Annotated in this window: 18 protein-coding genes and 1 pseudogene; 12 read left to right on the top strand and 7 right to left on the bottom strand. The window is 48.1% G+C overall.

Annotation, left to right across the window (positions count from 1 at the left end; translation table 11 throughout):
- Positions 1-25: 25 nt before the first annotated feature.
- Together DBZ16_RS00250 and DBZ16_RS00245 are read left to right on the top strand one after the other, a co-directional pair.
- Positions 26-2215, top strand: coding sequence for a calcium-binding protein (locus tag DBZ16_RS00250; RefSeq protein WP_107812511.1), 2190 nt, complete (start codon positions 26-28; stop codon positions 2213-2215).
- Between the two features lie 337 nt (positions 2216-2552).
- A complete protein-coding gene (locus DBZ16_RS00245) occupies positions 2553-4160 on the top strand; it encodes a calcium-binding protein (protein ID WP_107812510.1) in 1608 nt (535 codons plus the stop codon).
- Positions 4161-4649: 489 nt separating this feature from the next.
- Here the strand turns inward: DBZ16_RS00245 and DBZ16_RS00240 are convergent, their stop codons facing one another.
- The 6 genes from DBZ16_RS00240 to dnaB all read right to left on the bottom strand — a co-directional run bounded on the left by DBZ16_RS00240 (position 4650) and on the right by dnaB (position 9692).
- Positions 4650-5141, bottom strand: coding sequence for a PilX family type IV pilin (locus tag DBZ16_RS00240; protein WP_107812509.1), 492 nt, complete (start codon positions 5139-5141; stop codon positions 4650-4652).
- Positions 5142-5153: 12 nt separating this feature from the next.
- Positions 5154-5768 (bottom strand): pilus assembly PilX family protein, encoded by a 615-nt coding sequence (locus DBZ16_RS00235; protein WP_070495239.1) that lies wholly within the window; start codon positions 5766-5768, stop codon positions 5154-5156.
- Positions 5747-6730: a PilW family protein gene (locus DBZ16_RS00230; RefSeq protein WP_107812508.1), complete on the bottom strand. Its 984-nt coding sequence runs from the start codon at positions 6728-6730 to the stop codon at positions 5747-5749. Before DBZ16_RS00230 ends, DBZ16_RS00235 begins: the two co-directional genes overlap by 22 nt.
- A complete protein-coding gene (gene pilV, locus DBZ16_RS00225; RefSeq protein ID WP_107812507.1) occupies positions 6730-7428 on the bottom strand; it encodes a type IV pilus modification protein PilV in 699 nt (232 codons plus the stop codon). Before pilV ends, DBZ16_RS00230 begins: the two co-directional genes overlap by 1 nt.
- Before the next feature lie 13 nt (positions 7429-7441).
- Complete coding sequence (locus DBZ16_RS00220) at positions 7442-8128, bottom strand: pilus assembly FimT family protein (protein ID WP_107812506.1); 687 nt, start codon at positions 8126-8128, stop codon at positions 7442-7444.
- 157 nt (positions 8129-8285) lie between these two features.
- Entirely contained in the window at positions 8286-9692 is a 1407-nt protein-coding gene (gene dnaB, locus DBZ16_RS00215) for a replicative DNA helicase (RefSeq protein WP_107812505.1), read from the bottom strand.
- A gap of 183 nt (positions 9693-9875) precedes the next feature.
- Here dnaB and uvrB point away from each other — a divergent pair, with 183 nt between their 5' ends.
- The 7 genes and pseudogenes from uvrB to DBZ16_RS16170 form a co-directional block, all read left to right on the top strand.
- Positions 9876-11903 carry an excinuclease ABC subunit UvrB gene (uvrB, locus tag DBZ16_RS00210; RefSeq protein WP_107812504.1) on the top strand — a complete coding sequence of 676 codons (2028 nt, stop codon included), beginning with the start codon at positions 9876-9878 and terminating at the stop codon, positions 11901-11903.
- Positions 11904-11926: 23 nt separating this feature from the next.
- The gene (locus DBZ16_RS00205) at positions 11927-12580 is read left to right on the top strand and encodes a hypothetical protein (protein ID WP_107812503.1); all 654 of its coding nucleotides are present in this window, start codon (positions 11927-11929) and stop codon (positions 12578-12580) included.
- 263 nt (positions 12581-12843) lie between these two features.
- Entirely contained in the window at positions 12844-13392 is a 549-nt protein-coding gene (locus tag DBZ16_RS00200) for an SMI1/KNR4 family protein (protein WP_107812502.1), read from the top strand.
- A gap of 143 nt (positions 13393-13535) precedes the next feature.
- Positions 13536-14267, top strand: a complete 732-nt coding sequence (locus DBZ16_RS00195; protein WP_107812501.1) for a hypothetical protein — start codon at positions 13536-13538, stop codon at positions 14265-14267.
- A gap of 22 nt (positions 14268-14289) precedes the next feature.
- Positions 14290-14877 (top strand): hypothetical protein, encoded by a 588-nt coding sequence (locus tag DBZ16_RS00190; RefSeq protein ID WP_107812500.1) that lies wholly within the window; start codon positions 14290-14292, stop codon positions 14875-14877.
- 90 nt (positions 14878-14967) lie between these two features.
- A complete protein-coding gene (locus DBZ16_RS16175; protein ID WP_240600097.1) occupies positions 14968-15312 on the top strand; it encodes a hypothetical protein in 345 nt (114 codons plus the stop codon).
- 24 nt (positions 15313-15336) lie between these two features.
- Positions 15337-15879, top strand: a pseudogene (locus tag DBZ16_RS16170) (nucleotidyl transferase AbiEii/AbiGii toxin family protein); the annotation flags it as partial.
- A gap of 53 nt (positions 15880-15932) precedes the next feature.
- Here DBZ16_RS16170 and ppx read toward each other — a convergent pair.
- Positions 15933-17441 (bottom strand): exopolyphosphatase, encoded by a 1509-nt coding sequence (gene ppx / locus DBZ16_RS00180; protein WP_107812499.1) that lies wholly within the window; start codon positions 17439-17441, stop codon positions 15933-15935.
- 257 nt (positions 17442-17698) lie between these two features.
- Between ppx and DBZ16_RS00175 the strand changes: the two genes are divergently transcribed.
- The 3 genes from DBZ16_RS00175 to DBZ16_RS00165 all read left to right on the top strand — a co-directional run bounded on the left by DBZ16_RS00175 (position 17699) and on the right by DBZ16_RS00165 (position 20357).
- On the top strand, positions 17699-18328 hold the full coding sequence (locus DBZ16_RS00175) for a lytic transglycosylase domain-containing protein (RefSeq protein WP_003756649.1): 630 nt from the start codon (positions 17699-17701) through the stop codon (positions 18326-18328).
- Between the two features lie 130 nt (positions 18329-18458).
- Positions 18459-19841 (top strand): MFS transporter, encoded by a 1383-nt coding sequence (locus tag DBZ16_RS00170; protein WP_107812498.1) that lies wholly within the window; start codon positions 18459-18461, stop codon positions 19839-19841.
- Positions 19842-19844: 3 nt separating this feature from the next.
- Complete coding sequence (locus tag DBZ16_RS00165) at positions 19845-20357, top strand: single-stranded DNA-binding protein (protein ID WP_107812497.1); 513 nt, start codon at positions 19845-19847, stop codon at positions 20355-20357.
- The last annotated feature ends 40 nt before the right edge of the window (positions 20358-20397 follow it).

Raw genomic sequence — 20397 nt, 5'->3', positions numbered from 1 at the left:
CAACTTGTTCTCAAGGAAAGCCATCATGGCCAATACATTGCACTCTTTACCCAGCAACGCAGCAAATAATAAACCCGTCGTCCTTAAAGGAACGCCCCGTAATGACGTTTTACATGGCAGTCTCGGGCATACCACATTTTACGGCGGCTTGGGCAACGATATTTATTACAGTAAGAACGCAGGCGACACCATTGTTGAATATGCACATGAAGGCACCGATACGGTTTATGCCAGTACAAACTTTGCCTTACCAAACCACGTCGAAAACCTGACACTGGAAGGCGACGGCAACACCTTTGGATTTGGCAACAACTCCAACAATATTCTGACAGGCAACAAAGGCAACAACCGCTTGAGCGGCGGTAACGGAAGTGACAAGCTCTACGGTATGGACAGCAACGACCAACTGATAGGCGGCAATGATCGCGACTATCTTTACGGAGGTAACGGAGATGACTTTCTACAAGGCGACGAAGATGACGACCTGCTCGATGGCGGACACGGCGATGACAAATTATACGGCGGTAGTGGCGCAGACAGCATGAGCGGCAGACACGGAAATGATAGTTACTATGTAGATAATGTAAACGATACAGTTATCGAATATAGTGGAGAAGGTACCGATACCATTTACAGTAGCGTTTCCTACACTGCCCCAGCCAACGTCGAAAAATTAACACTGACAGGCGACAGCGACACCTCTGGATTTGGCAACGACTCTGATAACACACTGACGGGAAATAGCGGCAACAACCGCTTGAGCGGTGGTCGTGGAAGTGACTATCTCTACGGTATGGCCGGTGACGACCAGCTGATGGGCGATGATGGTATCGACCATCTTTACGGAGGTGATGGAGATGACGTTCTACAAGGAGGTGGAGAAACGGACTGGCTCTATGGTGGAAATAACAACGACCGGATCGAGGGCGGTAAAGACAATGACTGGCTCTATGGCGAATATGGTAACGACTGGCTCGAGGGCGGAGATGGCAGCGACAATCTCTGGGGCGGAGATGGCGATGACACTTTAGACGGTGGCAGTGGCGTAGACGGTATGAGCGGCGAAGATGGGGATGACATTTACTATGTAGATAATGTGGCCGATATCGTTTCCGAACGGGCTGGAGAAGGTAACGATACCATTTACAGTAGCGTTTCCTACGAGATAAAACACGGCTCTGCAGTTGAAAGCTTGATACTGACAGGCAATGGCAACCTCAACGGCTTCGGTAACTTTTTCAACAACACCCTGATAGGCAACAGCGGCAACAACCTCTTGGACGGTGGTTGGGGGGCAGACAAGCTCTACGGCATGGATGGTGACGACCTTCTGATCGGTGGTGATGATAACGACTCTCTTTACGGAGGTAGCGGAGATGACATTTTATATGGTGATCGAGACCACGACGTACTTGATGGTGGAAACGGTAACGATATTTTATACGGCGGCACCGATACAGACCGCATGAGCGGTGGGGACGGAAATGATGTCTATCATGTGGACAATGTAAATGACAAAGTTATCGAGCAACCGGGAGAAGGTACCGATACCGTTTACAGTAGCGTTTCCTACACCGTCTCAGCAAATGTTGAAAACCTGACTTTGACAGGCAGCAGCAACATCAACGGTATTGGCAACCATGGTGACAATGTCCTGACAGGCAACGACGGTCATAATCATTTGAGCGGTCATAACGGCAATGATTTCCTGTACGGCATGAGCGGCAACGACACACTGTCAGGCGGCAATGGAAATGACCACCTCAACGGTGGAGATGGTAATGACAGACTATTAGGTGGCAATGGACATGATTACCTCAACGGTGGAAACGGCGATGACTATCTTGCAGGAGGAACAGGTAGTAACACCATCATCACAGGTGCAGGCAGAGACACCATCGCCTTTACCCCATCAGATATCCATGATGGAAGCATAGATCGTGTACTCGACTTTGACCCTAATATGGACAAACTCGACCTATCTGCTATACGTCCGCTGTTGAGTGGCGGCAGCGAAAATTTGAGTTGGTCAGAGATGCTGTTTTACAGCTCTTATACTCACTCTTACCACAACTACGACAGTTCTTATCTCATCTTCGATTCAGTGGACAAAACTCTTGCTTATCATGCAGCAGGAACATTCAGTAATATTGTATTTGCCAAATTTGAGAGCAACCAAGAACTATGGTTGGGCCCATCCAATATCATCGGCTAAAGATTTGCTAAAAAGAACAGACCATTTAAAACGAATCTGCCTTTACTGGGAAACGACACATAAAGCATGATTCGTTACAGATAGCAACAAAAGGTCGTCTGAAAATCAGTTTTCAGGCGACCTTTTCGTTTTTTCACCCTCTCGACATTAAAATACTATTCAATATTATTTCATATTTTAAATTAATATAAAAAACAATAATATAAATTATTATATCTTTTGCATTATTTTATTTCTCGATACAATCAGCATCAAACATACAAGAAAAAACCTATAAATGTCAAATAGATATTTATATCTATTTTTTCCTAGCAACTTGTTCACAAGGAGAGCCATTATGGCCAATACATTGCACCCTTTATACTATAACGTAGCAAACAATGAATCCGTCGTCATTAAAGGCACGACCCGTGATGACGTTTTATATGGCAGTCTCGGACATACTGTATTCTACGGCGGCTTAGGCAACGATATTTATCACAGTAAAAACGCAGGTGACACTATCGTTGAATATGGATATGAAGGCAACGATACGGTTTATGCTGATACGGACTTTACCTTACCTACACACGTCGAAAACCTGACACTGACAGGCTACGGTAACCACTACGGTTTCGGTAACAACTCAAATAACACCCTAATAGGCAACAACGGTAACAACCGCTTAAGCGGTGGGCGTGGAAGTGACACGCTCCACGGCATGGACGGTAACGATCTGCTGATGGGCGGCGATGATCGCGACTATCTTTACGGAGGTAGCGGAAATGACGTTCTACAAGGCGGCGAAGGAAACGACCTGCTCGATGGCGGATACGGCAACGACACTTTAGACGGTGGCAGCGGTGCAGACAGCATGAGCGGCGGATATGGGGATGACATTTACTATGTAGACAATGTGAACGATACAGTTACCGAATGGTGGGGAGAAGGTACCGATACCATTTACAGCAGCGTTTCCTACACCGCCCCAACCAACGTTGAAAACCTGACGCTGACAGGCTACGACAACAACTACGGTTTCGGCAATAACTCAAATAATACCCTGACAGGCAACAGCGGTAACAACCGCTTAAGCGGTGGGCGCGGAAATGACACGCTCTACGGCATGGACGGTAACGATCTGCTGATGGGCGGCGATGATCGCGACTATCTTTACGGAGGTAGTGGAAATGACGTTCTACAAGGCGGCGAAGGAAACGACCTGCTCGATGGCGGATACGGCAACGACACTTTAGACGGTGGTAGCGGTGCAGACAGCATGAGCGGTGGATATGGGGATGACATTTACTATGTAGACAATGTGAACGATACCGTTACTGAAGGATGGTTTGAAGGGACCGATACCATTTACAGCAGCGTTTCCTACACCGCCCCAACCAACGTTGAAAACCTGACTTTGACAGGCAGCAACAACATCTTCGGTATTGGCAATTATGGCAACAATACCCTGACCGGCAACAGCGGACATAATCGCTTGAGTGGCGAAGACGGCAACGACACTCTATACGGCATGAGCGGCGATGACACACTGTCAGGCGGCAATGGATATGACTACCTCAATGGTGGAGACGGTGATGACTATCTTGCAGGTGGCTTAGGTAGCGACACCATCGTCACAGGTGCAGGCAGAGACACCGTCGCCTTTACTGCATCAGATATCCGTGACGGCAGCACAGATCGTTTGACAGACTTCAACCCTTATATGGACAAACTCGACCTGTCTGCTATGCGTTCATTATTGAGTGGCAACAATGCGAAGTTGAGCTGGTCAGAAATGTTCGTCAGCAACCCTTCTTATTACGATGCCGACCGCTCTTATCTCGTTTTTGATTCAGCGCAGCAAACTCTTGCTTATCGTGCGGCAGGTGCAAGCAGTAATACTGTATTTGCCAAATTCGATAGCGACCAAGCAGTATGGTTGAACGCATCCAATATCATCGGCTAAAGACCTGCATAAAAGAACTGACCATTTAAAACGAATCTGCCCCAAATAACAGATTCAAGACCAAACGCTATTGTTAACAAATTGTCCGTTCTCTCTAAGCTGATTCAATATAAAACGTCGTCTGAAAACTCAATTACAGGTTTCAGACGACGTTTTGGTTTCTAAGACCCGTGTTGTTGACATCTACAAGATCTTTCGTCGAATCAGAAGCTCTCCCTCAAACTCAAGTTTCAAATCCTAAATTGACATGGAAGAAAATTGATTTAAGCAGTTGCTTGAAACTATATTTACCAATCAATTTAAAAGGTCGTCTGAAAACCTAAGTTTCAGAGTAAAGTACATTGCGCCTATAAAAACTGCACCTTAGCGAATCTACTAAGGTGTGGTTTAATCCATTCTAAAGCCTAAAACATCATTTCAGACGACCTTCTGAGTAATGATTTCTTGAATAATCAAACAAAGTCTCAGGAAAGTATCAACTATTTTTCTCTACTTTTTATTTGAAACCGGTTCGCAACCTGTATTACCGTTTTTAGTGGTTAACTTGGCTTTGGCTGATTCAGCATCGGTACATCTGTAGGCATTGCCCAAACTGTCCATCCAGACGGAAAGTTTGTAATTCGTCCCACTTTTCGGGGTGGCGAAAAGATAATAAGCCCTGCTGTTTTTAGCGTCCTTATTTTTCATTTCACCGCTGAAGTCGTATTTAGCCGCAACTTCAGATGTAGCATGATATTTTTTAAAAAACCCTGTATCTCCTTCAATTTCATCTTTCATTTTAAGGGCAGGGTTTTTAACCAGTTTGGTTTTCAAGGAATTATTGATGATAACCAATTCAGCATGCGCCTGAGATTGATAGCCGCGTTCAATGTAATGGATATAGGAAGGGTAAGCGATGGTACTGAGGATGCCGATGATAGCAACGACAATCAACATCTCAACCAGCGTAAACCCTTGAAATTTAGTGATAGACGTATTCATGATTTTATCTATTTATTCATTAGCCACATAGGATTGCAGCATGACTACCGTATTTTCGTTTTTTCCCCATGCTTTAGCAGTGACGCGATAAATGGTACGGTTGTCGGTAGAATTGGTGCTTAGGTATTCGATGATGTAGCGGGGAGGTTTTTTAGCTCCGCTATTTTTATCAAGCGGATACTCTCTACCATTAACATTAATACATTCTGTTTCTTTCTTAGAATATGAATCAAGACATTCTGCATGCTTTCTTTTCCAAGCTTCTTCAACTTTACTCAGATCAGCCTCGCCTTTAACATCAATAATACCAGTTGGGGTAGTGTATTCTTTAACACTAAGTTGTTTAGCTCTACAAAGCCCCTTGGAACATTGATCATTAAAAATTTGAGTGCCTTCTTCAATAGAATAAATATCGTTTTCACCTTGACGCAATGCCGCTTCCGCAAGCGTCGTAGCAAACTTGTGGTCGGCATCGTTAGTACTGATTCGCTGCTCAGTGTTGTAGGATTGAGTTGCTGTAACGACAAGCAGGGCGATGACGATCATGATCATCAGGACGATGAATAATGCAAAGCCTTTTTGTGCAGAGGCTTTAGCAGGATGGTTTAGAGTAATCGGTCTGCGCATTTGTTTCCTCCGCGTACAGTTGCATTGATTTGATAGAGTTGAACTTTGTTTTCATCATTGCTTCCGCCAGCATTAATACTGCCGCTGTTCAACAAGAGTTCGATAGAGGCTGGGGCTTCATCACTAGACAGTGTCGAAGTATATTTAAACGTTTCATCTTTTGCCTTATCGTCCTCCTGCTTCTGAGCATTTCCGGCTGGAGTTGGGGTAGGTGCAGACGCAGATGCTGCTTCACTTTCCTCAAATGTTTCAGGACAGCCTTCGGTATAAAAGTAATGAATACTCATACTTTCAATTCCCTTAATCAGCAACTGCGGATTACTCCACTCACCTTTGTCTGTCAATTGGAAACGGTAAAGACCTTTTTGCCCACCTGCCGTACCCACAACATAGGCATTCACCTCATGTTTCATGATGGAGATATTGCCCGCTTGGGAGCTATCTGTCTTTAAAGCCGCTTTACTATCAGTAATTTCTTCTCCTGGTTTGGTAATGTTTGTGCAGCTGCTGGCCACTACTGTTGCCGCGTCTGGTGATGCGGTATCTATGCCGTATTGGAAAATCAGCGCCTTACTACTCGGTTTAAAGTCAGCCACACCTGAAAAATCTATTTGTCTGACGGCAGGAAGCATTTTTATTTTTCCACTACCTTTAAGCTTGAGAAAGTCTTTGGAGCCTGAGTCAGCGATAACGGCTTGGGCATCATAGGCCGACATATTGAAACAGCCGAAGTTTCCAGCCATACGGGCGTCACGTACGATCTGGTTAGATGCGTTACGCAAATCCTGCTGAACATTTAAACGCGCTGTGGCAGCAGTATTCAAGCTGCGTGCAGTGAAATAGCTGGAGCTGACTGCCAACAGGACTATCATGCTCAATGCGCTTGCCACAAGGAATTCGATCAGGCTGAAGCCTTGCATACCTGTTTTGACCGGAATGTGTGAGCGGTTTTTATTATTCATTATTTTTCCCTTACGCGTACTTGGTAGGTGTAAATGATGGAATCTTCATATGTTTTGACATCACTTGCTGCTTTACCGCCTTCCAAATCTTTAAGCCATAATACTTTGATAACGGTATCAGCACCTGCTTTTTTATCGCAATTTTCGTGAAAAGCACCGTCATAAGTAGGCTCCTTATTCAAACTATCTTGACATACTGAATAGTAGAACGCAGAGTCAGGAAGAGCTGCTTTCAGTTCGTCATGAAATTTACCAAGCTGTGCTTTAGCCAACTCTTCTTTTTTCATACTCTCTTTCAACGGCCCTTTTTTCAATGGTTCAGTAGAGGAATCACCGTATGTGGTGTAATAATCCTTATAATTCTTACACCACCCTCTACCATTCCTGCTATTGGTTGCTCCTTGTTTAGGGGTTGGGCATTCTACAAGCCTCGGATTAATCAACATCCCTTCCACCAAATTTTGAGTAAGTTGCGATACGATAGTCTGTCCTTCTGCTTCGCGCACGCTGGAAACGGTACGCAATTGAATGGCAAGCAAAGCGAGCACGCCGATTGCGAGGACAAACATGGCGACCAAAACTTCAATTAAAGTCATGCCTGATTGATATGGCTTAGAGGAACTTACCGATCTCGTTTTGACGAAACTCGATCCGTTCGTTTTCAGACGACCTTTTGTATGTAATGTCATGTATTTCATAGGATAGCGTTTTTTAGTTTTGTGATTCAGAATTTTGAGGTTCAGAATATTGGCAGAGAGGGCGTGAATCTGATTTGGCGCAGATTTCAACACGACCACTACTGTCAATAAGAACGATACTAGCACGAGATTTTCTAGTTTCTTCGGTCGTTGCAGCTTTATCAGTCATACTAATCTTGATATAACCATCTGAGTAGGTAAAATCAGTTTTTTTACTGGGTTTCTTGACGGAATAGCCAAAAGTACCATTCGGTTGAAATGCCCAAAAAACAGGCTGTGAATCAGAGTCTTTGCCTCCGAATTTGACATGATCAAATTGGTAGGTGACTTTATTCGCATCCTTAGCGTTCAAGACGATAGTGCGCAGGAAAATATCCGCCCTATCATCATTGTAGTTAACATCACCACTCTTATCAGCATAGGCCAAGATGCCACTTTGATTGTATTTGGTATCACATTTATTGTCTGGAACCCCGTTTTTTCTGATTTGCACGGGACAGACATAGACAGGGAGATTGAGGCGAACTGCTTCGGCTCGTGCGAAACGCAAGAGATTTGCCACCTGCTCTGCCTGACTGGCAGCGCGGCGGGAGGCAATCCATTCGCTCATATTAGGAAGGGCGATAGTGGCCATGATGGCGGTAATAGCAATCACGACCAACAATTCGATTAAGGTAAAACCTTTTTGTTGTGCGTACATGAGTAGTAAAAACGTCTAGAGTTAAGTAATGTGTTTTGTCATCCGGCTTAGAATGTTTTTATCGCCGGTAATTATGCGGTTTGGCTCATTCTAAACGATATTGGGATGAATTGCCTAATAAAATATGAAATTTGCTTGTTTTTTAGGCTGATTTGTCTCAATCTTCCATCAATGCGGATTCGGGTATGTAGGCTGCATTGTCGAATTTGGTAAATTGTCCCATCCAAGTGAGGAATACTTTCCCGACAGGACCGTTACGGTGTTTACCGATAATACATTCCGCGAGTCCTTTCATGGGCGATTCTTGGTTATAGTATTCATCACGGTACATAAACATAATCAGGTCAGCATCCTGCTCGATGGCACCGGATTCCCGCAAGTCGGACATCATTGGACGCTTGTCGGTACGTTGCTCTACGGTACGGCTCAACTGCGACAAGGCAATGACGGGAACTTGCAGCTCCTTCGCCAAGGCTTTGAGGGAGCGCGAAATTTCGCCGAGTTCTGAGGCGCGGTTGTCCGAACGTCCTGATCCTGCCATTAATTGCAGGTAGTCAATTACGATTAAGCCCAATTTTCCGTTGAACTGGCGTGCAAGGCGGCGGGCGCGGGCGCGCAGTTCAAGTGCGGTCAAGCCCGGTGTTTCGTCGATATACATAGGCGCATCGGAAAGCTTGACCACAGCCTCATTCAGACGACCCCAATGTTCATCTTCCAATCTGCCTGTTTTCAAAACGCTCTGATCAAGCCTACCCACCGAACCCAGCATACGCATCACCAGTTGCGCACCGCCCATCTCCATCGAAAATACGGCGACAGGCAACTTGCCCTCTACGGCAACGTGTTCGGCAATGTTGATCGAAAAGGCGGTTTTGCCCATAGACGGACGACCCGCCACGATAATCAAATCGCCAGGCTGGAGACCCGAGGTTTTTTTATCCAGATCGATAAATCCAGTCGACACGCCGGTAACTTCATCCGGATTATCGCGGGAATAGAGCATGTCGATGCGCTCGACCACTTCCTTCAAAAGCGCAGGCATTTCGAGAAAGCCCTGTTTGGATTTAGCTGTACTTTCCGCAATTTGGAACACTTTGTTTTCCGCTTCATCCAACAGCTGCCCGGCATCCCTGCCCTGCGGATTGTAGGCACTACGGGCAATTTCAGTTCCTACTTCAGCAAGCTGGCGCATGATGGAACGCTCACGCACGATTTCGGCGTAGCGGCGGATATTTGCAGCGGACGGCGTGTTTTGCGCCAAGGTAATCAGATAATTGAATCCACCCGCCGCCTCTAGTTCCTCATTGAGCTCCAAACTTTCCTGAACGGTAATCACGTCGGCAGGACGACTCTCGTTAATCAAGTTTGCAATGGCGCGGAAAATCAGGCGGTGTTCGTGTCGGTAGAAGTCTTCACCGGTGACCACATCAGCGATTCTGTCCCAAGCCGAATTTTCAAGCAAAAGACCGCCCAGAACGGATTGCTCCGCCTCCATAGAATGCGGCGGCAGCGACAACGCGCTGACTTCGCGGTCTTCAGACGACGTATCAGGATAATCGTTCATGGCAGTTGCTCTTAGGCTGAAATGGGAATCCGATATTATAGCGTAGTGGAAATCGGGTTGGCATTAGCTTTGTGCCAACTTAACTGCCATCAAGAAATAGATAGGTCGTCTGAAAATTTTCAGACGACCTTTTTGCTATAATTTCCCTTTTCCCCGAACTAGAAAACAGGTACAGGCGGCAATATGGAAGTCATCCAATACCCAAATTCCCCCTTCAAACTCCACCAACCCTTTCCTCCCGCAGGCGACCAGCCCACCGCCATTGCCGGCCTGCTCGAAGGGCTTTCAGACGGCCTGGCCTATCAAACCCTGCTCGGCGTAACCGGTTCGGGCAAAACCTACACCATGGCGAACGTCATCGCCCAAAGCGGCCGCCCCGCCATCATCATGGCGCACAACAAAACCCTTGCCGCCCAGCTCTACGCCGAAATGCGCGAGTTTTTCCCCGAAAACGCGGTGGAATATTTCGTCTCCTACTACGACTATTACCAACCCGAAGCCTATGTGCCCAGCCGCGATTTGTTCATCGAAAAAGACAGCGCAATCAACGAACACATCGAGCAGATGCGCCTTTCCGCTACCAAAAACCTGATGACGCGCGACGACGTAATTATCGTCGCCACCGTGTCCGCCATTTACGGTATCGGCGACCCGACCGAGTATCAACAAATGGTGTTGTCCGTCAAAGAAGGCGACACCATCGAGCAGCGCGACATCATCGCCACGCTCGTTTCCATGCAGTACGAACGCGGCGATTTGGACTTCAAACGCGGCAGCTTCCGCGTGCGCGGCGACGTGATTGACGTGTACCCCGCCGAAAGCTCCGAAAACGCCTTACGCATCAGCCTGTTTGACGACGAAATCGACCGCCTCGATATGTTCGACCCGCTTTCAGGCAGCCTTATCCAACGCGTCGGCCGCTACACCGTCTTCCCGTCCAGCCACTACGTTACCCCGCGCGACACCGTATTGCGCGCCTGCGAGTCCATCAAAGAAGAACTGCGCGAACGCATCGAATTTTTCGCCCGCGAACAACGCCCCGTCGAGCAACAACGCATCGAACAGCGCACCCGTTTCGACCTCGAAATGCTCTACGAAATGGGCTTCTGCAAAGGCATTGAAAACTACTCCCGCCACTTCTCCGGCAAAAAAGAAGGCGAACCGCCGCCCACGCTGATGGACTACCTGCCCGACAACGCCATCATGTTCATCGACGAAAGCCACGTTACCGTTACCCAAATCGGCGGCATGTACAAAGGCGACGCATCGCGCAAGCAAAACCTCGTCGATTACGGCTTCCGCCTACCCTCCGCCCGCGACAACCGCCCGCTCAAATTCCACGAATTTGAAAAAGTCATGCCGCAAACCGTCTTCGTTTCCGCCACTCCCGCCAAATACGAAGAAGAACACGCCGGACAAGTGGTCGAACAAGTCGTCCGCCCCACAGGACTGGTTGATCCCCAAATCATCATCCGCCCCGTCGCCACCCAAGTCGATGACTTAATGAGCGAAATCAACGACCGCATCCAAAAAGGCGAACGCGTACTCGTTACCACCCTCACCAAACGCATGGCGGAGCAACTCACCGACTATTACAGCGAACTCGGCATCAAAGTGCGCTACCTGCACAGCGACATCGACACCGTCGAGCGCGTTGAAATCATTAGAGATTTGCGGCTCGGCCTGTTTGACGTACTCGTCGGCATCAACCTCTTGCGCGAAGGCCTCGACATCCCCGAAGTCTCCCTCGTCGCCATCCTCGACGCCGACAAAGAAGGCTTCCTGCGCTCCCACCGCAGCCTGATTCAAACCATAGGCCGCGCCGCGCGTAACGTGAACGGCGTCGCCATCCTGTACGCTGACAAAATCACCGACTCCATGAAAGCCGCCATCGACGAAACCGAACGCCGCCGCGAAAAACAAATTAAATTCAATGAAGAACACGGCATCGTGCCACAGCAGATTAAAAAACAGGTCAAAGACATCATCGACGGCGTGTACCACGAAGAAGACGGCGGCAAAGGTCGTCTGAAAGGCAAAAACAAAGTTAAAGTCGGCGAGATTCACAACGAAGAAGACGCGATTAAAGAAATCGCCAAACTGGAAAAAGCCATGCAGCAGGCGGCCAGGGATTTGCAGTTTGAAGAAGCGGCTGTGTTAAGGGATAGGATTCGGGGGATTAAGGAGAACTTGTTGTTTGGAGCAGAGTAATATTTCAAATTTAGGTGATAAAAATGGATACAAAACTTTTAGAGACAATTTTTAAATATATTCAAGAAGGAAACTATAAAACAGCAGTGATAATGGTATTACTTCTAATAGTATTATCTGTTATCTTTAAGTTTAAAGATTTTTTAGAATACTGGTCTAATAAACAGAATTTTCGCCGAAGACTTTTAGAGGAAATTATTAATAAAATACAAAAACTAGAAATAAAAAATTTCCTAGAAGATGAATTAATTAGAGAATATTTTGTTCGTGTATTTAAATTTAATGCAGAAGTTATTTTTATAGAAAGATTAATTGAGTTTCATTCCTTTTTAAATGGAGAGTTTACTTTTAATCAAATTATAAAGAGTAGGAGATATATAAAATTCAAAGAAGGGAAACTTTCTATTAAGACTTCATTTGTTGATTGGGTAATAGATGCGCTAATATATTATGTAATTGCTTTTATATTATTCATATTCGCTGCATCGATAATATTTTTGTTGAATTTTGTATCTTGGCAATATAGTTTACGTGGATTTCTTTCATTTATTTCAGGAGTAGTCATTTTGATTTTCAGTGTATTGATACGGATCCAAGCAATCCCATACGAAAATGCAAAAAAATTACAACTTAAATTAGAACAATTCAATAATCAACAATTAGACTATCATATTTAATAAATGTATATAATAAACAAGCAAGCAAGCGTAGGTTGGGTCAAGACCCAACAAAACTGTTAAATTTCACAAAATGTTGGGTTTGCAACCCAACCTACATTTTGCTCAAGTGGCACATAATAAAAAGGTCGTCTGAAAACCGTGATTCTGTTTTCAGACGACCTTTGTTTCATTCCAAGCAACAAATATAATGGCTCGAAAACTTATTTCTTCCTGTTGGTTCAATACCCAACAAAGTCCATTTTAAAAAGAACCCTCCCATCATGACCTATCTGCAAGCCCTGCAAAAACTGCAATACTGGCTGACAAACAACCAAGCATCTCAAGCTAACCATCTAAATTTCAATGTACATCCCCTTTCAGCCGATAAATTGCAGGCGATACGCGAATATACGCAAAACAGGCTGCCTGAAAGCTATTATTTATTTTTACAGCAATGCGGCACGGGGAATTTTTTCTATTCGTGGTACACCAGCGTGATAGATCAAACGGCATCGCAAACACCCAAAATAGAAATCTACAACCTCGCCCAACTGCAAGAACAAAATCTCTATTACCAACAATTATTGCGCGAAGAACTTGACGACCTACTGCCTGACGAACAACCCGACATAGGCGAAATCTTTATCGTCGGCGCACATCACAGTATGGGAGATTGGTTCGGCTTCGACCTTTCCCGTGCCGAACCTAACTTCGATATTTTTATCCACGATGCCGCTAACCCCGCCACCTATGCCGAAGAAGCCGAATGGCGGCGATTTGAAGACTGGATCATTCGTTGCGTAGAAAGCGAGGGCGAAGATACACTCTAACTGGCGTAAATATCCGCTCTACGCTTGCCGCCCATGTTTTCCATACCTCCAAAGATGCCTTCGAGACTGTTTGACAATTATCTGAAACAGCCGTAAATCTGGTTCGAACACATACAACTACGATAAACGACCAAATTATTTTGATGAAACCCAAACAATACCGCCGCTTTTCCCTTCAAAAAGAAAAGACGACACGCATCAAACGCGTGTCTCCGCTCAGTCATGCCTATCGCGGCAGTATTGCCCATCTGATCCGCCTGTACCTACGGATTTGCCGCAATCCCTATCTGCATCTGCCGCGCGTACGCGCCAACCACACGCCGTGGCATTTTATCGAACTGGACGGTCATTTTTATTTGGATTTAGGACTGGGTTTGCCGGCTGGCTGCAGCGAATGGGACTTTACCCTTCAAACCTCCCAACTGCCCGCTTGCCTGCAACAGGGTGATGACGAGGCTGAAGGGCATTTCTGCGATATTCTGAAGGCAATGTTAATGATGTTTTACCTGCCCGTTTTTGCGCTCAATCAGTCTCAGTCCTGCGTATGCAACAAAACCGTGTTGCTTCCTGAGACCGCTAAACCTCCACAAAATGATGAACAACGCACCAATCTGATTCAAAATTTATTTTTTAACAGTCATATAATGGATGCCCGCCGCAGGTTGATACAAGACGGGGGAATTCTGTATTTTATATTGGACGAAGCCAATCCCACCAAACGCCGCCCGTTGCGCGAATTGATAGATGAAATAAACATTCGACCTCAAACAAGCGAACCGGACCGGCAAAAAATGCAGACTGTTATGGCGTTTTATCGCGAAATGTCCGATTTCCTGCAATCCGACCTACCGAAACAAATAAACGAAACAACCTAGAACATTAAGGTCGTCTGAAACCATGTATTACGAACTCCACCTTACTGCCACGCCGCAACCTTCCTCCGCCCTTCCCCGTTTTCAGACGACCTGTGCCGACTTGGGAGGCAAAGCCGTGCTAATCGAACTGCCCGAAGGCGCGTATCCTCAACAGCCGATGTTTTCTGCCGTGATACAGGCGGACGATTATCATGCTGTCCGGCAGTATGTGCATATGCTTGCCAACCGCTTCGCCGCGCAAGGCTTTACCATCGTGCGTGAAAAAATTGAAATTCCTGCCGATTGTGCCGCCCGTTTTCAGACGACCTATCCAAACGAAAAACCCTGTTATTTCGAATGGCACGGCAAGGTGCGCCATGAGGCTGAAGAATTACCTGCCCTGAATGTTTACTGCACCCGCAACCATGCCCACCTGTCGCGCAATACTTTACGCCACACGCCTGACCAACGGTTTATTACCGTACGCCATTCGGGTGATTACACGGAGTTTGTCCAGCGTGTAGAAAAGTTGTTGCACGGTCTGCCCGATTCGGTCTCACTGATCAAACAGCAATTTGAATATTGTGTGTATGATGGCAATTTGGATTTAGATAAAGGATGGACGCATTAAAAGAACTCTTCGGGTCGTCTGAATCCCCAATCTTCGACGAACAGCATGTCTAAGCCTTTGTCTTAATTTATAACTTACCCCCAAAATATCATGAATCCCATCGAACTCTACGCCCTTCAGTATCCCGACCTTTCCGAAACCCGACTGCTGGAACTTATCGCCCAAGAAGCATTTATCCGTCGCGCCGCCAGCTTGGATTTCCCCTTTATGCTCAAAGGCAGCCACGTTACGCGCCAATATTTTCCCAACCTTCAAATGCGTCTGCCTGCCGACTTGGATTATGTGATGTTGCCGCATAAAGAAGACTACCGTTCAGCCGAAAACAGTCTGAACAAATGGGCGCAAGCCGTAACCACCACTTATGCCTATGATAGCGTGACCTTCACACCATTCTCCCAAAATCCCTTTTGGCGCAACGTGGATTACGCCATGTAGGACGATTTCCCCACCACCAATACCGATTTGACCTGCACCATCAACGGCCAACGCGTAGAATTAAGTGTTGATGTATCGTTCAATCTGGATTTGCCCATCGAGCCCGACTACTACACCACATTCAATACCGCGATAGACCAGTTCACACTACCCTATTCCGTACCGCTCGCCCCGCAAATCGCATGGAAGCTGCATCAAACCCTCGTCCGTCCGCGCTTTAAGGACTTATATGACTTGAGTTATCTCGTTCAACACATTCAAGGCGACACCAATCTGATTGAACAAATATTAGAAATACTCGCCGCCGAATGCCGCCGCGACCGCATCCCGCTGGGAAACATACGCCGCCTGTTTTCGAGCAATCTGCGTGATATTTTCTGCCATTACGATACACGCCCCCCCTATATCAAAAACCTCCGCCAAGACTGGGACTACCAACGTAAAACAGATGAATTTTCCTATACCTGTCCGCAAATACCGCACGATTATCAAACCGTGTTTGAGCAATACGTACAAAGCTTGCGCGATGCGGGTCTGACGTTAGACAATCTTGTCTTGCCTCAATAAAATTCAGGTCGTCTGAAAATGATTTTCAGACGACCTTTTTACCATTTTCAACCCTATTGAGGCTGCACGTTGAAAGGCATATCGATTTTTTGCCATTGCGCGCTTTCGTAGTCGAGCGCGGCGGCGATTAGGGGGTGTTGTTCGAGCCAGTTTTGGCTGATGCGCAGGATGAAGCCTTTTCCGGTTTCGTCGGCGCGCAGTTGGGTTTGCGGCGGCAGATCCAAAGGTAGGCGGGCGCGGCAGAAGAGTGCGGCAAGGCGCAGGGAAAGGACGGCGTACCAAAGCATTTCGCTGCTGCCGACAATATCCGCCATTTTTTTCATGTCGCCGCGGTGTCCGATGACCAGTTGTGCGAGTATGGTTTGCTCTTTGCGGGAGAAGCCGGGCATATCGGCGTTTTCGAGGATATAGGCGGAGTGTTTGTGGTAGCCGGTATGGGCGATGTCGAGTCCGATTTCGTGCAGTCTGCCTGCCCAGCCGAGGTATTGTTGCCATTGGGCAAGGTCTTGGACGGTTACGTTTTTGGCGTGGCACAGGCTGTCCATAAAGGCTTGCGCGGTTTCGGCGACGCGTTTGGCTTGGTTGAGGCTGACGTGATAGCGGTTTTGGAACTCGGCGGTCGTCTGATCGCGCATGTCTTCGTTCAAACCGCGTCCAATCAGGTCGTAGAACACGCCGTCGCGCAAGGCGGCTTCGGTAACGGTCATTTTGGTGAGTTCGAGTTCTTCAAACGCTGCCATCATGACGGCCAGTCCACCGGCGAACACTTCCACACGCTCGGGCTTGAGGCTTTCGAATTTGGCTTTTTTGACGGAACCGGCTTCAATGATGCGGTCGGCGAGGTAGCGCATGCCTTTGTAGGTGATGTCGGCTTCTTGTGGCAGCTCGGCGGCGATGAGGTCGCGGATGGATTTGGCGGAGCCGGATGTGCCGATGGCGAAATCCCAGCCTGTGCGCTTCATCATTTTGCTGATGCGCTGGATTTCGTTGCGTGCGGCGGAGATTGCGGCTTGGAAATCTTTGGCGGTGATTTTGTTTTGGAAGAAACGCAGGCTGTAAGTGACGCAGCCTAAAGACAGGCTTTCGGTAGCGAGCGGGTGCAGGTCGGAACCGATAACAAATTCGGTTGAGCCGCCGCCGATGTCGATGACGAGCATTTTGTCGCCGTTGGGCGGAAGTGTGTGGACGACGCCGGTGTAAATAAGACGGGCTTCTTCGCGACCGGCGATGATTTCGATGGGGAAACCCAGTGCGGCTTCTGCTTTGGGCAGGAATTGGGTGATATTTTTTGCTACGCGGAAGGTGTTGGTCGCCACGACGCGCACTTGTTCGGGTTTGAACCCACGTAGCCGTTCGCCAAATTTTGCCAAACAGTCCAAGGCGCGTTCTTGGGATTCTTCGCTGAGGTTTTTATGTTCATCCAAACCGGCGGCAAAGCGCACCATTTGTTTGAAGGAATCAATGACTTTTAGTTGTCCGTTGTTGTTTTCGCAAACTTGGAGGCGGAAGCTGTTGGAACCTAAATCGACGGATGCCAGGACGTTGGTGGGCGTAGTGGTCATGAAGAGATACCGGTGGATAAACGAAGGTCTAATGTTACTCTGTCCCGCCGTTGATTGACAATATCGCAAATCAACTTTAAACCGCCGCAATTCTGCTTCAAGTCAATCCATTTATATTTATAAATGATGCACACTGCCTTTGATTCTGCACGGAGATATTCTTATAATATCCGTTTTGCAAACGTCAAAAGGTCGTCTGAAAACGAAAATAGGTTTTTCAGACGACCTTTAAACCGACCAAACGAATGACACTACACATGAAAACGGAAAACCTGATCCTCACACCCGAATCCCCGTCCCGCCGCCGCTTTTTACTGGCAGGCGGCGCATTGCTGCTCAGCCCTGCCGCTGCGCTCGCCGGCGCGCAACGTGAAGAAACGCTTGCCGACGATGTCGCTTCGGTCATGCGCAGCTCTATCAACAATGTCAATCCGCCGCGCCTCGTGTTCGCCGATCCAAACGAAGGCGAACGCTGGCTGGCGGCGATGTCCTCCCGCCTTGCCCGCTACGTTCCCGATGCCGCCGAACGCCGCCGCCTGCTGGTCAACATCCAATACGAAAGCAGCCGCGCGGGGTTGAATACCCAAGTGATTTTGGGTTTGATCGAAGTCGAGAGCGCATTCCGCCAATACGCCATCAGCGGCGTCGGCGCGCGCGGGCTGATGCAGGTCATGCCGTTTTGGAAAAACTATATCGGCAAACCTTCGCACAACCTGTTCGACATCCGCACCAACCTGCGCTACGGCTGCACCATCCTGCGCCACTACAACAATATTGAAAAAGGCAACATCGTCCGCGCTTTGGCGCGCTTCAACGGCAGCTTGGGCAGCAACAAATACCCCAACGCCGTCTTAGGCGCGTGGCGCAACCGTTGGCAGTGGGGTTGAGTCGCGGTTTATAGACGGCTGCGGTCTGTTCAAATGCAAACCCTTTTGAATCCTGTATAATCCGCACATCTATCAATTTCAAAATTTCAGACGACCTTTGAATCCTACGGGGTCGTCTGAAAAACCGTTTATGGCAAAAGACAACCGCATCCAAATGTTCCCGCACGAATGGCGTGCCAGCACCACCCTCTCCGGCGTTTACGCATTGCGTATGTTGGGGATGTTCTTGGTTCTCCCCGTTTTGTCCTTATATGCCGCCTCATTGCCCGGCGCGGAAAACAACAAAACTTTGGTCGGTCTGGCAATGGGCATTTACGGACTGACGCAGGCTTTGCTGCAACTGCCTTTGGGCATCGCCTCCGATAAATTCGGACGCAAAAAAACCATTTATGTCGGACTGATTGTCTTTGCCGCCGGCAGTTTTCTCGCCGCTGCCGCCAACTCATTGCCCATGCTGGTTGCCGCGCGCGCCATACAAGGGGCAGGCGCAGTCAGTGCGGCAGTTACCGCGCTGCTTGCCGACTTGACCCGAGACGGCGTGCGTACCCGCGCAATGGCGATGATAGGCTTAAGCATCGGCTTGACCTTTTCCGTCAGCCTTGTGGTCGCCCCGATGATTGCCGACATTATCGGCGTTCCCGGATTATTTATGCTGACCGGTATCCTGACCGTCATCAGCATAGGCGTTGTCGCTTGGATGACCCCCGATCCCGAAGTATCCAAGCTGCACGAAGACACACAGGCGCAGCCCTCGCGCATGGGCGAAGTGCTCCGCGACCGCCAGCTTCTCAATCTCGATTTCGGTATTTTCGCGCTGCACGCCGCACAAATGGCGTTGTTCACCGCCCTGCCTTTTGCCATGACGCAGCTCGGTTTGGAAAAAATCCAGCATTGGAAAGTCTATCTGCCCTCGACCATCGCAGGGCTGGTGATTATGATTCCCCTCATCATCATCGGCGAAACCCGCAACAAGCTCAAACAAGTCTTCATCCTCGGCATCGCCTGCATTGCCGCGGCGCAAATCGGCTTATTGTTCGGCATGCACTCGATTTGGCTGATTACCGCCTATCTGATTGTTTACTTTATCGGCTTCAACGTATTGGAAGCCAGCCTGCCGTCCATGGTGTCTAAGATTGCGCCATCCGATTTGAAAGGTACGGCGATGGGCGTTTACAATACCATGCAGTCCGTCGGGCTGTTTGTGGGCGGGGCAAGTGGCGGATGGCTGTTTCAACAATACGGCTTTGCAGGTGTTTTCACCTTTTGCAGCGTGTTGATGCTGCTATGGCTGGTCATCGCCATACTCGCGCCCGCGCCCAAACCCGTTAAAAACCTCAGCTATCCGGTCAGCCCCGCATGGCAGGAAAAACACGATTCGCTCTACCAAGCATTATCCCAAGTCGAAGGCGTCGAAAGCATCGCCTTCAGCGCAGACAAACAAACCATTTACATCAAGGCGTTGCAAAAAGGATTTGACCAAGAGGCCGCCGAAAACATCATCACAGGAGTTTAAAAAATGTCATTGAACAAAGTCATCCTTATCGGCCGTCTCGGTCGCGACCCCGAAGTCCGCTATATGCCTAATGGCGAAGCCGTCTGCAATTTCAGCGTCGCCACCAGCGAAACCTGGAACGACCGCAACGGCCAGCGCGTAGAGCGTACCGAATGGCACAACATCACCATGTACCGCCGCCTCGCCGAAATCGCCGGACAATACCTGAAAAAAGGCAGTCAAGTATATCTGGAAGGCCGCATTCAAAGCCGTAAATATCAAGGCAAAGACGGCATCGAACGTACCGCATACGACATTATCGCCAACGAAATGAAAATGCTCGGCGGCCGCAACGACAACAGCGGCGGCGCGCCTTACGACGACGGCGGTTACAGCCAAGGCGGCTACCAACAAGCACCGCAGCAACAATACCAAGCTGCCCCGCAAAACCAAGAGCCTCCCACAGCCCCCCGCCGCCAAGCTCCCACCGCACCGGCTGCTCCAGTTGAAGACATCGACGACGATATTCCGTTCTAAAACAGAATTGCATAAAAGGTCGTCTGAAAATCGGTTTTAC

This window comes from Neisseria sicca (assembly GCF_003044565.1).
In the GTDB taxonomy this organism is placed as follows: Bacteria; Pseudomonadota; Gammaproteobacteria; order Burkholderiales; family Neisseriaceae; genus Neisseria; species Neisseria sicca_A.
Note: the sequence above shows the minus strand (reverse complement) of the source record. Positions and strands in the feature narration are given on the sequence as shown.